Source organism: Gordonia sp. B8661-1, assembly GCF_059427765.1.
Window position 1 is genome coordinate 242,848 of record NZ_JCAHRL010000007.1, and the last position, 14,464, is coordinate 257,311.

The 14,464-nt window shown below is 66.7% G+C and carries 13 protein-coding genes; 4 read left to right on the forward strand and 9 right to left on the reverse strand.

Translation table 11 applies throughout. The annotated features are described in order from the left end of the window. Positions 1 to 27 precede the first annotated feature (27 nt). The 4 genes from AC4JJG_RS16010 to AC4JJG_RS16025 form a co-directional block, all read right to left on the reverse strand. Positions 28 to 621 (reverse strand): phosphatase PAP2 family protein, encoded by a 594-nt coding sequence (locus AC4JJG_RS16010; protein WP_495398464.1) that lies wholly within the window; start codon positions 619 to 621, stop codon positions 28 to 30. Beyond that, positions 602 to 2,545, reverse strand: coding sequence for a glycosyltransferase (locus AC4JJG_RS16015; RefSeq protein ID WP_495398463.1), 1,944 nt, complete (start codon positions 2,543 to 2,545; stop codon positions 602 to 604). The genes AC4JJG_RS16010 and AC4JJG_RS16015 overlap by 20 nt, the downstream gene beginning before the upstream one ends. An 11-nt stretch (positions 2,546 to 2,556) precedes the next feature. Continuing rightward, on the reverse strand, positions 2,557 to 3,777 hold the full coding sequence (gene glf, locus AC4JJG_RS16020; protein ID WP_495398462.1) for a UDP-galactopyranose mutase: 1,221 nt from the start codon (positions 3,775 to 3,777) through the stop codon (positions 2,557 to 2,559). Positions 3,778 to 3,849: 72 nt separating this feature from the next. Then, positions 3,850 to 4,560 carry a winged helix-turn-helix transcriptional regulator gene (locus AC4JJG_RS16025; protein WP_495398461.1) on the reverse strand — a complete coding sequence of 237 codons (711 nt, stop codon included), beginning with the start codon at positions 4,558 to 4,560 and terminating at the stop codon, positions 3,850 to 3,852. 114 nt (positions 4,561 to 4,674) lie between these two features. Between AC4JJG_RS16025 and AC4JJG_RS16030 the strand changes: the two genes are divergently transcribed. After that, positions 4,675 to 5,049 carry a DsrE family protein gene (locus AC4JJG_RS16030; protein WP_495398460.1) on the forward strand — a complete coding sequence of 125 codons (375 nt, stop codon included), beginning with the start codon at positions 4,675 to 4,677 and terminating at the stop codon, positions 5,047 to 5,049. Positions 5,050 to 5,070: 21 nt separating this feature from the next. Here AC4JJG_RS16030 and AC4JJG_RS16035 read toward each other — a convergent pair whose 3' ends face one another. Further along, positions 5,071 to 6,609, reverse strand: a complete 1,539-nt coding sequence (locus AC4JJG_RS16035; protein WP_495398459.1) for a SpoIID/LytB domain-containing protein — start codon at positions 6,607 to 6,609, stop codon at positions 5,071 to 5,073. Between the two features lie 166 nt (positions 6,610 to 6,775). On the opposite strand from AC4JJG_RS16035, the gene AC4JJG_RS16040 reads away from it, so the two are divergent. Continuing rightward, positions 6,776 to 8,209: a peptidoglycan recognition protein family protein gene (locus tag AC4JJG_RS16040; protein ID WP_495398458.1), complete on the forward strand. Its 1,434-nt coding sequence runs from the start codon at positions 6,776 to 6,778 to the stop codon at positions 8,207 to 8,209. Positions 8,210 to 8,291: 82 nt separating this feature from the next. On the opposite strand, the gene AC4JJG_RS16045 is transcribed toward AC4JJG_RS16040, so the two are convergent. The 3 genes from AC4JJG_RS16045 to AC4JJG_RS16055 all read right to left on the reverse strand — a co-directional run bounded on the left by AC4JJG_RS16045 (position 8,292) and on the right by AC4JJG_RS16055 (position 10,849). Beyond that, positions 8,292 to 9,209, reverse strand: coding sequence for an HAD family hydrolase (locus AC4JJG_RS16045; RefSeq protein ID WP_495398457.1), 918 nt, complete (start codon positions 9,207 to 9,209; stop codon positions 8,292 to 8,294). Continuing rightward, entirely contained in the window at positions 9,209 to 10,009 is an 801-nt protein-coding gene (locus AC4JJG_RS16050; protein ID WP_495398456.1) for a lysophospholipid acyltransferase family protein, read from the reverse strand. Before AC4JJG_RS16050 ends, AC4JJG_RS16045 begins: the two co-directional genes overlap by 1 nt. Before the next feature lie 78 nt (positions 10,010 to 10,087). Beyond that, the gene (locus tag AC4JJG_RS16055) at positions 10,088 to 10,849 is read right to left on the reverse strand and encodes a lysophospholipid acyltransferase family protein (RefSeq protein ID WP_495399573.1); all 762 of its coding nucleotides are present in this window, start codon (positions 10,847 to 10,849) and stop codon (positions 10,088 to 10,090) included. 225 nt (positions 10,850 to 11,074) lie between these two features. Here AC4JJG_RS16055 and AC4JJG_RS16060 point away from each other — a divergent pair, with 225 nt between their 5' ends. Then, on the forward strand, positions 11,075 to 12,706 hold the full coding sequence (locus AC4JJG_RS16060) for a Rieske 2Fe-2S domain-containing protein (protein WP_495398455.1): 1,632 nt from the start codon (positions 11,075 to 11,077) through the stop codon (positions 12,704 to 12,706). A 15-nt stretch (positions 12,707 to 12,721) separates the two neighbouring features. Continuing rightward, the gene (locus tag AC4JJG_RS16065; protein ID WP_495398454.1) at positions 12,722 to 13,399 is read left to right on the forward strand and encodes a TetR/AcrR family transcriptional regulator; all 678 of its coding nucleotides are present in this window, start codon (positions 12,722 to 12,724) and stop codon (positions 13,397 to 13,399) included. A gap of 194 nt (positions 13,400 to 13,593) precedes the next feature. On the opposite strand, the gene AC4JJG_RS16070 is transcribed toward AC4JJG_RS16065, so the two are convergent. Then, entirely contained in the window at positions 13,594 to 14,454 is an 861-nt protein-coding gene (locus AC4JJG_RS16070; RefSeq protein ID WP_495398453.1) for a hypothetical protein, read from the reverse strand. Between the last annotated feature and the right edge of the window lie 10 nt (positions 14,455 to 14,464).

The following is a 14,464-nucleotide window of genomic DNA, read 5'->3' on the forward strand; positions in this document are numbered from 1 at the left end:
GGTTGGTCAGCATCGGCGTGGGGTCGCTCACGCGCGGGTGCGGGTCGCGATCAGTCTGTCACCCGCCACGACGGCGCCTGCGCTCGCCGCACCGATCGCGGCACCGGCCAGCACATCGGTCGGGTAGTGCACGCCCAGCACGAGCCGGGACAGCAGCATCGGCGGTACCAGGGCGGCGGGCACCACCGCGGGCGGAAGACCGGCGGCGCGGCCGATGAGAATCGCGGCCGCGGTGGTGGAGGTTGCATGCGACGACGGGAAGCTGAGCTTGCTCGGCGTGCTTACGCCGATCGTCACTGCCGGGTGATTCGGGCGCGGGCGGCGCACGATGCGCTTGATGACGACCGATGCGGCGTGTGCGCCGAACGCACCGACCCCGGCCTCGACCCATCGGCGCTGCGCGGCGGCGTCGCCCCGTCGGCGGGACAGCGCCCAGCCCGCACCGGCGATGGCGAGCCAGCCCAGGGAGTGCTCACCGAAGTGCGAGAGCCCGCGGGCGACGGAGGTCGCGCCGGGCAGTGCCCCGACGGTCGACTGGACATCGACCAGGATGCCCGCCTCGCCGTTCAGATCCGGTTCGACGTCTGCGACCACACCCGGCTCAATCGATTCCGAAGACACGCGCCCAACTCTCTGTACTGGTCAGTTCCTGATGCTTGGCACGGTAGGCGTCGCGCATCTCCGGGAAGCGGGCCTTGAGCTCCCGCACGAGCGCCGCGGATTCCTTGGCGAGAGCGATCATCGTGTCGCGATCGCGCTGACGATAGACCACGCCGCGTCCGTCGGCCGTGGTCACCGTGACACCGTCGACCCGGCCGAGGCTGAACCAGCGTGCCTCGATCGGCGGGTAATTCGCCTGCGGGACTTCGTGATGGCGCGGATCCGCCGGACGTGCGTTCCGACGCACCGCCGCCGCGAGCGCCTTCGCCTTGGCGAAGGCCGTCACCGGCGGGCGCGTACCCAGATGGGTCGCCTCGCCACTGGTCTTCGGCAGCTCGGTGGCCGACGGCAGCACCACGGCGTCCGGATACTCCTTGCGCATGGCGGCCACCTTGGGCAGGGCCGTCGGCAGCAGCTCGCGAATGTGATCGGGGCCGGCGAGGAAGTCGCGGATCGCCTCGTTCTGGATGGCCACCGTCGAATACTCCAGGCACAGCAGATGTTTCGCGGTCGCCTTCGCCATCGACTTCAGGATGCCCTGGATCGGGCCGTCGTGATGGATCGAGGCGACGACCAACCGGTTGCGCAGATGGAAGTACGCCTGCCAGTCGATGGCATCGTCCTTGTCGCTCCACGCCATATGCCAGATCGCGATGCCGGGGATCGTCGCGGTCGGATAGCCGGCCTTCGCGGCACGGAGCGCGAATTCCCAGTCGTCCCACTTGATGAACAGCGGCATCGGCAGACCGATCTCCTCGGCGCAGGCCCGCGGGATCATGCACATCCACCAGCCGTTGCCCTCGACGTCGATGCGCCGATGCAGGTTCTTCGAGTTCTCCCGGTCACGCAGTGGGTATTTCGCGAAGTTGTGGTCGTATTCGACGAAGGGGGCCGCGGTCCACATGAAGGTGTCGCGGCGGATCACCTCACCCATGCAGTGCAGGTGGCTGCGATCCTGCAGATTGAGCATCTGTCCGCCGACGAGCATGGGGGACTTGGCAAATCGGGACATCGCGAGCGCACGCAGGATGGAATCCGGTTCGATGGCGATGTCGTCGTCCATGTACAGGACGTACGGGGAGTCGGTGAGCCGCAACGCCTCGTACATAATCCGGGCATATCCGCCGGAACCGCCCAGGTTGCCCTGGTCGAGGATGTGCAGCCGATCGCCCAGTGCCGCAGCGGCTTCGGTGTAGCCGTTCTCGTCGACGACCTTCTTCGTTCCCTGATCCGGCATCAGGACGGCATCGATCACCTCGTCCACCAACGGATCCGAGGTGAGCGCGGCCAGCGCGGCCACCGCGTCGGTGGGCCGGTTGAAGGTCGGGATGCCGACGGTAACCCGCTTGGTGTCCGGATCAAGCCCTTGCGCGGCTTCGGGATTCGCGTACCAACCGGCGGCGACGACCTCGGTGTCGGTGTCGGTGGTGATGTCGAACCAGATCCAGCCGCCGTCCTCGAACGGACCGAGGTCGAGTTCGAATTCGATGACGCCCCGGCCGTTCTGGTCGGTCGGGATCAGGTCACCGCCGATGCCGATGCGCGAACCGTCGACCTTGGAGCGGTACAGGTCGACGCGGCAGGTGCCGATCACCTCGATTCGCAGGACCACGGAGGTCAGCACGCTCCAGCGACGCCAGTAGGCAGCGGCGAATGCGTTGAAGTAGCTCTCGAAGCTCACCTCGGACTCGGCACCGAGCAGCACCGACGTCCGGCTCGGTGCATGGGCGCGACGGTTGTTGCTCGCCGACTCCACCAGATAGAGCGATCGCACATCCAGCGGTTCGCCCGCGCGCGGGAAGATCACGCGCTGCAGCAGTGCTGCCGCCTTCGAGTCGCCGACACCCGCCTCCGACAGCGCGGTTTGATCCACAGCCACAGTCATCTACTCTCCGTTCACTCCGCCCCGGAGGACAGCGGTGTGCCCTCACGCAGGTGCGGCGCCAGCGTGTTCTCGAACATGGTCAGGGCGCTCGCGATCGCCATGTGCATGTCCAGATATTGATAGGTGCCGAGACGTCCCCCGAACAGCACCTTATTGTCGGCGGTCTCCGCCTTGGCCAAATCCCGGTAGGCAGAAAGCTTTTCGCGATCCTCCGGGGTATTGATCGGATAGTACGGTTCGTCGTCGTCCTGCGCGAAGCGACTGAACTCGCGCATGATGACCGTCTTGTCCTTCGGATACGAATCGCGCTCCGGATGGAAATGACGGAATTCGTGGATGCGGGTGAACGGCACGTCCGCATCGTTGTAGTTCATCACCGGAGTGCCCTGGAAGTCACCGGTCGGCAGCACCTCGGTCTCGAAATCGAGGGTGCGCCAGCCCAATCGGCCCGCCGAGTAATCGAAGTAGCGATCCAGTGGGCCGGTGTAGACGACCGGGGCATCCGGGGATGCGGCGCGCAGTTCGTCGCGGACATCGAACCAGTCGGTGTCGAGGCGGACCTCGATGCGGTCGTCGTCGGCCATCTTCTCCAACCACGCCGTGTAACCGTCGACGGGCAGGCCCTCGTAGGTGTCGTTGAAGTAGCGGTTGTCGAAGGTGTAGCGCACCGGGAGGCGGGTGATGTTGCCGGCGGGCAGGTTCTTCGGGTCGGTCTGCCACTGCTTGGCGGTGTAGTGCTTGATGAACGCCTCGTAGAGCGGACGACCGATCAGGCTGATCGCCTTCTCCTCGAGGTTCGACGCATCCTTGGTCTCGATCTCCGCGGCCTGCTCGGCGATGAGTGCCTTCGCCTCGTCGGGGCTGTAGTAGCGGCCGAAGAACTGGCTGACGAGCCCGAGGCCCATCGGGAACTGGTAGGCCTGACCGTCATGCAGCGCGAACACACGGTGCTGATACCCGGTGAAGTCGGTGAACTGGGTGACGTAATCCCACACCTTCTTGTTCGAGGTGTGGAACAGGTGCGCACCGTACTTGTGCACCTCGATCCCTGTTTCGGGTTCGGCCTCGGAGTATGCGTTGCCACCGATGTGACTGCGGCGGTCGAGCACCAGCACCCGCTTGTTCAGCTGGGTCGCGGCGCGCTCGGCAATGGTGAGCCCGTAGAAACCGGATCCGACGATGATCAGGTCGTATTCACCCGCGACGGGTTCGTTCGCACTATTGGTCACCACGGGTGTTCAGGGTATCGGAAACAACCTGAGTGTTTCCCGCGCGGGCAGCGTGTGTGCCTATCACGGCAGAGTTCATGCCGGTGAGGACAGAGCAGTGGCGGGTCCGATCCCGCCCAGAACCGGATGGCGGCCCAGCCAGCCGGGAAACGCCGCCACCAGGTGCGCCGGCCCGAGCAGCCCGATGAGTCCGTCGGCGATCGCCCGGCTCATCGGGATGTCGCCCATCCACACCATCGTCAGAGCGCGTAGATCCGCGGTGATCAGCATGTCGACGTCCCGGCCCGGGTCGAGCATGCACAGTTCGATCTGCTCGTCGACCACCAACCAGAACGTCGACATCGCCATCGCCACTCGGTCCGCTCCCGGCGCCGACAGGCGCAGCTCGATGACGGTCGGCCCGTCGGCCAGACCGGTTGGCTGGAGATGACGGCGCATGTCCCACATGAGGAACGACGGATCGAGCTCGTCGGGCGTATAGCTACTGCGCACCCAGCGCTGACCCCATGTCCCCATCGCCTCGATGATCGGGAACAGTTCCCAGCCGGCAGGGGTCAGGACGTAGTGGATTGTCGCATCGCTGCAATTCCGGGTGATCACCCCGGCGACCGTCAACTGGCGGAGACGTTTGGTGAGCAGCGTCGGCGAGATGTGAGGCACGCCGTTGGCGATTTCCCCGAATCTGGTGCTGCCACACATCAGCTCTCGCAGGATCAGCGGCATCCAGCGGTCGCAGATCAATTCCGCGGTCTTCGCCACGGGACAGAACTGCTGGTAAACGCCCATGTTTCGACGGTAGTCCCGCGCGCCGGTCCGATCACTACAAATCGTGGAGTGACCGGACCGGCGCCACGGAGTGTGATCGAAGCAACATTCCCACGGACCCATCGGAGGCCGATCATGACCGACACCACCACTCTCCGCGCCGCCATCTCGCTGACGACCGGACTCGAGGATGCCGAACGCGTCACCGTGGCCTTCCTCGTCGCCATCGGGGCCGCCGAATCCGGCCGCGCGACGATGATGTTCCTCACCAAGGAGGCCGTCCGACTCGCCATCCCGGGGATCGCGTCGGCAACCGCCTGCGCCGGGTGTCCGCCCCTGGGGGACCTCGTCGAGCGCTACCGGAAAGCCGGCGGGCAGATGCTGGTCTGCCCTATCTGCTTCGCCGCCAAAGGACTCGATGATCAGCCGCTCATCGACGGCGCCACGGTCGGCGGCTCGATCCCTCTGTGGGAGTGGATCGGCGACGGCGCGACGACGTTCAGCTACTGACGACACACGGTCGTCGTGGCGTCAGCGCAGCCGGTCGGCCTTCGGGAAACCGACGACGGGCTGGCCGCCGCGCGCCATGTAGTTCGCCAGTCCACGGCCCGCGAGCGCATGTGCGCCGGTCTGCTGGCTGAAGAGCATCAGGCCCCGCTGGAACAGTTGCACCACGCCCTTGCCGTCGGGCGTCAGTGTCGGTACGCCGATCGCCTGGCCGAGGGGCCCGGCCAGACCGCCGAGCTGGTCGTATTTCCCGTTCAGCGCCTGCGTCGCGATGTTCAGCAGTTCCGACGATCCGGGGAGCAGTCGTTCCGGGATGCTCATCAGGCTGCCCAGATCCGGCAGCGATCCGGCACCCGCGCCGGTCGGCGGTTTGACGATCTTCGGCTTGGTGCGCTGGCCCTGCACCGCGAACCACGCCGACTTGAGTTGCAGCATGGTGCGCGCCTGCTCCCCGGTGACCTCCTTGGTGCCACCGGAACCGACCGCACGCACCTTGATGGCCCGGCCGTTCTCGGCGCCGAGTCCGTTGGCCTCGACGACCTCGAGACTGCGCAGCGCGCCCACGCCGAAGGCCGCACCGGCACTGCCCGCGCTCACGGTGGCGGTCCAATTGTGATTCGGGGACGCGGTGTCACCCTCGTCGACGACGGCCGGGAAACGACCGCCCGCGGTGAATCCTCCTGTGGAGGCCGAGAATTCGGTGAAGGCAGGTTTGCCCGCCTGGAGCAGAATGCGTCCGCTCGTCGCATCGGCCGCACGATTGGTACGCGGATCCTCGCCCGCGACCCCGCCGTACACCTGGGAGTTCTGGGTGTCGTCGATCTTCTTGCCGCCGGCGAGCGCGGCCAGCGCATAGGTCCGTGCCGCGACGGCCTGAGCCTTGAGCGCCTCGAATCCACCGGAGTCGGCCCAACCGGGCACGCTCTCCCTCGGGATGACGCCCTTGACGTAATCGTCGATGTGCAATTTGTTGACGACCCGGCCACCGTCGAGGCCGAGCGCCCCACGGAAGGCCGTGTTGGAGCCACACATCTTGAGGAATTCACCGCCCGGGCGACTCGGAGCCGCGCTGAGCGGCTCGACGAAGGGCACCGGGACCGGGACGGATCGGACGGCGGCGCCACCGCAGCCGTTGGTGATGGTGGCCGTGTTCCCGGACAGGCTGACCGCCTGTCCGGGAGCCACGTTCTGCCCACCCACTCGCATTCCGGCGTCCGCGTGCACATTCACCGAGTTCTGCTTGGTGAGAATCACCGAGATCTCGGGCCTGTCCACCTTCCCCGCGGTGGTGCCGCCGTAATAGTGGCGCAGAATCTGATCCGCCGACCAGCCCTTGCGGGCATAGCCGTACGCCCCCCACTGGCCCATGCCACGCCCATGTCCGTGGCCGTGGCCGATGAGGGTGATTTCTTGTCCTGCAGAGAGAGTCACGCGGTCGGAGTGGGTCTGTTCATGCGACCCACCGACCACCAGCAGTCCCCCGGCGACGAGCGCGGGAGCGAGGCCGATGGCGGCGAAGGACAGTTTCCGGGTCCGGGCGTGCCGTGGGCGTGCTCTGACCACTGTCGGAACCTTTCCTCGGTTGCTGCTGTTACTGATGTGACTGTTGTGACAGTAGTTAATCAACACGCACAACACCAACCTCATGAGATAACAACCGCATCACGAGTTTCAGACATGCGGCGCGTGTGGTGGAACCCGCACATCCGCGACAGCACCATGGCGAACCATGCGCCTTCATCTCCCGACCCGAGCGGTGCGCCCGGGCCGCGCCGCCAAGCGCCCCTCGGCGTTCCTCGCCGTCGTGGCCGCGACGATCGTCGCCGCCCCCTTCATCGCCGCACCCGCATCCGAGGTCGTCCTCCATCCGCGACCGGCCGACAAGCACCGCACCCTCCCGAAGACCGGTATCGAACAACTCGGCCTCGACACACTCCCCGCCGTCGTCGCCGATCTCGCCGAGACGGGCCTCGACGCCGCCGGAGTTCAGCTGCCGGAGCTGGAGAAACGCTCACGGGACGTACCCGCGGGCGCGATCGTGCAGCACATCGTGCGCGACCAGCCGTTGAAGATGATCGCGTTCACCTGGGATCGACCGCTGGAGACCGACATGCGGATGCGCGCCAAGCGTCCGGACGGCATGTGGGGCGACTGGACGACGCTCGAGCCGATCGATGCCGCGCACAAACCCACGGCCGACCGACCGGCGGGCACCGAACCGGTGTGGGTCGGCGACGCACGTGAGGTACAGGTCGCCGTGACCGACCGCGACGGCATCGCGCTCCCCGCCGCCATTCCCGCCGACGGAGCGCCGGGCGGCGGACTCGTCGAACTCGGCGTCTCCGCGGCCAGTGGCATCGCCCAGAAATTGCTGACCACCGCATTGTCGACGGTCAAGGCGACACTGATCAGTCCGGAGAGCCTGCTGTCGCTCGGATCGTCGCTGCTGACGCCGCTGCTCGGTGGACCGCAGGTGGTCGCGCGCAGCCAGTGGGGTGCCGACGAATCGATCCGCTGCTCCCAACCGACGTTCTCGCCGTCGATGAAGGCCGCGATCGTCCACCACACGGCGGGCAGCAACGACTACACCCCCGAGCAGTCACCGGAGATCGTGCGCGGCATCTACGCCTACCACGCACGAACGCTGAACTGGTGCGACATCGGCTACAACGTGCTGGTCGACAAGTACGGGCAGATCTTCGAGGGGGCCTTCGGCGGTCTGGACCGCAACGTCGAGGCCACCCACACGGGCGGATTCAACAAGGAGACCGTCGGTGTCACGATGATCGGCAACCTCGATCAGGTCGCGCCCACCGCCGCGATGACCGGTTCGGTGGCCCGTTTCCTCAAGTGGCGCCTGAACAAGGCGGGCGTCAACCCGGCCGCGCCCGCCCAACTACGTGCGGAACCGTTCACCGCCAGCCGTTTTCCGGCCGGCGCGATGACCAATCTCCCGACAATCAGTGGACACCGCGACTACAACAGCACCAGTTGCCCCGGTGAGCACGGCATGGCCGCGCTCGGCGTGATCCGCGCGATGGTGGCCGGCACCGGGAGCGGCTCGAATCCACCCGCGGCACCCGCCCCTGCGCCGGCATCACCCGCGCCACCACCCAGCCAGGCACCCCCGGCTCCCGCACCGCCGCCGGCACCCGCCCAGTAGTCCACGGCCGTCACCCGTCGACGCTGATCGAGTAGCTACCGAGCCGCAAGGCGAGGCAGCGTATCGAGATCCGGCAGTACAGCTAGCGGAACCAGCGCTCCAGGACGCGGGCGACACCGTCGTCGTTGTTGCCGACGGTCACCTCGTCGGCCGCGTCGAGTGCGGCCTGATGTCCGTGTCCCATCGCGACCCCGTGTCCGGCCCACGCGAGCATCTCGGCGTCGTTGGGCATGTCGCCGAAGGCGATGGTGCGGGTGGCGTCCAGGTCAGCGAGCGCGATCAGGGCCTCCAGCCCGGAGGCCTTGTGGGTGTGCGGCACCGACAATTCGATCAGCCCGTTGTCGGTGGAGTAAGTGACCTGAGCCAGTGCGCCGACGACCTCGTTCATCTTCGCGGCCATCTCGCTGCTCGGCATACCCGGTTGCCGCACAAGGAGTTTCACCGCCGGACGCGACACCAGGTCGTCGTCGGACACTTCGACGTGATCCGGGTTGAGCCAGGCGTGCTCGTATCCCGAGCTGGCGACGAAGGCCGGCGTGGCGGTGTCGTGTGCCGACCGGCCCACCCGTTCCACCGCGAGCCCGCATCCCGGCAACTGCCGCTGCGCACGTTCGATGAGCGTGCCCAGCGCCTCCGGATGGATCGTCGACGACAGCATCACATGATCGTTGGCGACGTCGTACAGGATGGCACCGTTGGCGCACACCGCATATCGGATGCGGGCCTCGCCGTCGAACTGGTCGGCGATCTCGTGAATCCACCGTGGGGGACGTCCGGTGGCGAGCACCAGTTCCACACCCACTCCGGCGGCGGTGTCGATGGCGGCACGCGTGCGGGCGGTGACCTTGTTGTCGTCGTCGATCAGGGTGCCGTCGACGTCGGAGGCGATGAGAGTCGGCCGGTCGGGCGCGATCACACCGACCCGACGGCGGTTCGTCGACGGCGTGATCGCGGGTGCGGGCCGTCGATGCCTGCCGACGTAGTCGGGCTCGGAACTCATCACCTGTCTCCTTGTGCCGGTGGCGATTTCGGTGAACTCTTGGCAGCTTTCGCGGCGCGGGCCGCCGCCTTGCGCTGCGCCTCGGCGTCCTCGATGACGTGGGCTTCCTCCGGGGTCGGGGCCGAGCCCCCGAGCCGCGACGGAACCCACGGCTCGCCTGCGGGATGCTCACCGTAGTCGTCCTGCACCTGATGCAGGAGCATCGTCATGGCCTCGCGCAGGCGTGCCGTCGCGGTCTCCGGATTCTCGCCGGCCGACACGTGCAGCGGCGAACCGTACCGGACCTCGACGGGAATGTGGGCCCGCCCCATGCGTCGGGTGACGTCGCCCTTGGTCCACTGACGGTGAGCGCCCCACACGATCGCCGGGACGATCGGCACGCCTGCCTCGGCGGCCATCCGGACCGCGCCGGATTTGAAGTCCTTCAACTCGAAGCTGCGACTGATGGTCGCCTCCGGATAGACCGCGACGATCTCGCCCTCCCGAAGCCGGTCGACCGCCGCTCGGAAGGCCTCGGCTCCCGCCGAACGATCCACCGGCACGGTTTTGGTGTGGTTCACCAGGAATCGCATGATCGCGACATCCATGACCTCGGACTTGATCATGAACCGCGTCCGGCGTCCGGCTCGATACAGGCCGAGCGCCGCCGGGAGAAAGTCCACATAGCCGGTGTGGTTGATGGTGAGGACCGCGCCGCCGGTGGCCGGAATGTTCTCCAGACCCGAATAGCTCAGGTCGACGGCCTGAGCACGCACGAGACCGTTCGCGATGAACTCCAGGGTGCGATACACCGGTTCCATGGGCTGCCTCTTCACTGTGCGGGACGAGCCGTCGGCCGCTACCCGAGCTTGTCCCTCCGCTGGTCGAGCGTGTCGAGACTACGCTTCCTCGGCGCGACGGGCCTCCCGGGCGGCACGCTTCGCGGCCTGTTCCTCGGCATCCATCCGATTGGCTTCCTCGAGAGTCGGCGCCGAGCCACCGAGCCGGGCAGGCACCCAGAACTCGCCCTGCGGGTGCGCGCCGTAGGCGTCCTGCAACTCGTGGAGTTTGGCGGTCATGACCTCATGAAGCTTCGCGGTGATGGTCTCCGCGTCCCCCTCCGGCAGCACCGGCTCGGCGACACCGATCATGATCGTGTAGCCCGTGCGGCCCAACTGTTTCGGATGCCCCTTCGTCCATACTCGCTGGGCACCCCAGATGACCGTCGGGATGATCGGGGCGTTCGCCTCCAGCGCCATCCGCGCCGCACCCGATTTGAACTCCTTCAGCTCGAAGCTGCGGCTGATGGTGGCCTCCGGGTAGACGCCCACGAGTTCGCCGCGCTTCAGATAGTCGACGGCATCGTGATAGCTCTGCGCGCCATTGCCGCGGTCCACCGGGATGTGTTTGAGGGACCGCATGATCGGCCCGGTGATCTTGTTGTCGAAGACTTCCTTCTTCGCCATGAACCGAACCTTGCGGCCCTTGAGGAAGGCCGGGATGCCCGCATAGGTGAAGTCGAGGTAGCCCGTGTGGTTGAGCGCCACCACGCCGGGTCCGTGATCCGGTACGTTCTCGACGCCCGAGACCTTGAATTTCAGTCCTTCGGCCAGCCAGAGCAGCCGGGCCGCGCCGATCACGGTGTCGTAGACGGGTTCCATGGCGTCGAGCTTAGCGGTGCGGGTCATCGGCCCGGGGTCGACCGATCGATGCAATCGCGCCGGGCCCGTCGGCGTCACGCCGGCCCGATGAGCCGAATGCGTGCACCCGGACGCGGGTTCCGCCCAGGGCCAGGACCAAAGTCACACGTCCCTGCCCGCTAGATTGGTGGGTGAGCGGGTGACGCCCCAACGCCCCGCACGCACTGATCAACGAAAGGCCCGTCCGTGCAGATCACCAGCATCGGTCATGCCGGTTTCCACATCCAGACCAGCGCCGGATCCATCCTCTGCGATCCGTGGACCAATCCCGCCTACTTCGCCTCGTGGGTGCCGTTTCCGGACAACTCGGAACTGGACTGGAAGAAGCTCGGCGATTGCGACTATCTGTACGTCTCGCATCTGCACCGTGATCACTTCGACGAGCAGAACCTGCGTGAGAACGTGAACAAGGACGCGACGGTCCTGCTGCCCGACTATCCGGTGCCGGATCTGAAGCGTGAACTCGAGGCCCTCGGCTTCCACAAGTTCGTGGAGACCACCGATTCGGTGAAGACCACGGTCACCAATGAGAAGGGTTCGCTCGACGTGATGATCATCGCGTTGCGGGCCCCGGCCGACGGCCCGATCGGCGACAGCGGCCTGATCGTTTCCGACGGCGAGACCACCTGCTTCAACATGAACGATGCGCGACCCATCGACCTCGATGTCATCGAGGAGCAGTTCGGTCATGTCGACGTGCATCTGCTGCAGTACTCGGGCGCCATTTGGTATCCGATGGTGTACGACATCCCCCGCAAGTCGAAGGCCAACTTCGCGGCCCAGAAGCGGCAGCGCGGCATGGATCGCGCACGCTCGTACATCGAGCAGGTCGGCGCGACCTGGGTGGTTCCGTCGGCCGGTCCGCCGATGTTCCTCGACGAGGACCTGTTCTCGCTCAACGACTTCGGGTCCGGCATCGAGGGCGGCGACAACGCGCGCCCCGGCGATGTCACGTCGATCTTCCCGGATCAGGAGACCTTCCTGGAGCAGATGCGGCTGCACGGCACCGACGACGGCGAGAAGCATCGCGGCCTGATGATGGTCTCCGGATCGGTCGCCGAGTTCACCGGATCGTCGCTGGACGAGGTCACGCATCCCTATGCGCCCCATGAGGTTTTCGGTGAGAACAAGCAGGCGTACCTGGAGCGGATGAAGGAGAAGTTCGCGCCGGTGATCGCCGCCGAGAAGGAGGGCTGGGCGCCCGCCGAGGGTGAACCTCTGTTGCCCGCCCTCAAGGAACTCTTCGAACCGATCATGGCGCAGTCCGATCTGATATGCGACGGCATCGGCTATCCCGTCGGACTGGTGATGACGCCGGGCAGTACCGGCAAGGACACCACGGACGAGACCGAGACCGTCGTCCTCGATTTCCCGAATCGCATTGTGCGCGAACCGAAGGAGGGAGAAGGCAAATACCGCTACGGCTTCCGGATCCCGACCGAGATCGTGCGGACCGTCCTCCGCGACGAAGAACCGGACTGGGTCAACACGATCTTCCTGTCCACCCGGTTCACCACGTGGCGCATCGGCGGGTACAACGAGTTCCTGTACACCTTCTTCAAGTGCCTGACGGATGAGCGAATCGCCTACGCCGACGGCTGGTTCTCCGAGGCTCACGACGACTCGGCCTCGATCGTCAAGGACGGCTGGGAGATTCAGCGCCGGTGCCCGCACCTGAAGGCGGATCTCTCCAAGTTCGGCGTCATCGAGGGCGAGAAGCTGACCTGCAACCTGCACGGCTGGCAGTGGGATCTGCCGACCGGCCGGTGCCTCACCTCCAAGGGGCATGAGCTGCGCGCCTCCCGACTCGAGACCTGATCGTCCGGCCGGATCATGGTGCCCCCGAACCCGACTGATGATTCCCTCGATGGTGCGCGCTCATATCGCGGCCAGTCGGTGCAGGAGCGCCGCCTGGATCGCCGGCGTCGATTCCTCGACGCGGGACTGCAGGTCATCGGCACCGCGGGATATCGGGAGGCGACCATCTCGGCGATCTGCGCCGAGGCCGGGTTGTCGCGGCGACAGTTCTACGAGCAGTTCGACACCCGCGAGGACCTGCTGCTCGCGGTCTATGACCTGATCCACGAGCACGCGCGGACAGCGGTGCTCTCGGCATTCCAGGCGGGCCCACTCGACCAGGGCGTCGAGGCGCGGGCGCGTCCCGGCATCTCGGCCTTCTTCGATTCCGTCGCTTCGGATCCGAGGCGCATGCGGGTGGCGTTCATCGAGGTCGCCGGTGTGAGTGCGCGTGTCGAGGAACGGCGGGCCGAAACACGGGGACGCTGGATCGAGTTCTTCGCGGCGGCGGCCGCCCTGTTCGCCGACGATTTCGACGACTCGGAGTTCGGCTTCCAGTACGAGGCGGCCGCGTTCATCGGCGCCCTGACCGAGGCCGGTCATGTGTGGGCGACCTCGTCGCCTCGGCCGTCGCAGGACACGGTGGTCACCATGCTGGTCCGCGTGATCACCGCGCTCGCGGTGTCCCGGGGACTGCCGAGCGCCGATAACTAGCCTCGCTAGCGATCATTGCCCACGGCCGCACGACCGTGTTAGGTTTCACCGCAATGTGGAACTGTTACGTCTCACAAGGTTGACCTCGGCGCATCACCTGGCTCTCACTCCTGATGCGCCGGTCCGGGGGTCACCGGAGCGATGCCAGACCCCTCCGCACCGCTCCGGTGGCGACCCCGCTCGAATTCTCTTTCTCAGTCGGCACTTTCGATGCCGATGACCGTCGGTGAGCTGGCGATGACAATCGCACCGATCACCGCGGCCGCGAACGCCACCACGGCCACCGGCCCCCAGCCCTCACGTGTCGTATCACCGAGCACCGCGATGCCCACCGCTCCCGGAACCACTGTCTCCCCCACCACGATTGCCGCCGACGCCGCGGGAGCCGAGCCGGTCTGCAGAGCAACGGTGAAGAGATAGAAGCCGCCGACCCCACCGACCACGATCGCGTACGCGGCCGGATCGGTGAGCAACGCGCCCGGGTCGAAGGGGCTCAGACCGTCGGCGATGCGGACACCGATGGCGAGCATGCCGAACAGTGCCCCGGCCGCCAGACCCGCGCCGACCGCGATTCTGTTGCCCAGCACCTGAATCAGCGCAACGGCGAGGAGGAAGACGCCGATCGCGACGAGCAGAATCGTCCAGCGCAGCGTCTCGTGTTTACCCTGATGCCCCTCCCCACCCGCTGCGAACGCCAAGGCCACCAGGGCCACGACAACCACACCGATCGCCACTCGATCCCGGACGGACAGCCGGGTTCCCAGCACCAGCGTCGCGAGTATCGCGGTGACCACGAGGTTGGCGCTGATCACCGTCTGCGAGAGAAACAGCGGCGTCAGGCGTGCCGAAACCAGTGCGCTCAGAAAACCCAGGGCGTCAAGACACAAGCCGGCCAGGAACCACCCGGTGAGGACCGCCGCGACGGTCGACCGCAGGGACGGCGACCGCCCCGCATCCTCGGCGCGCTCCGCCGTGCGCGCACCGCGCGCCTGCAGCACCGAGGCCGTGCCGTATGCGAGAGCGGCCACCACCGCGGCCACGATGCCGAAGATCACCGGACCAGTA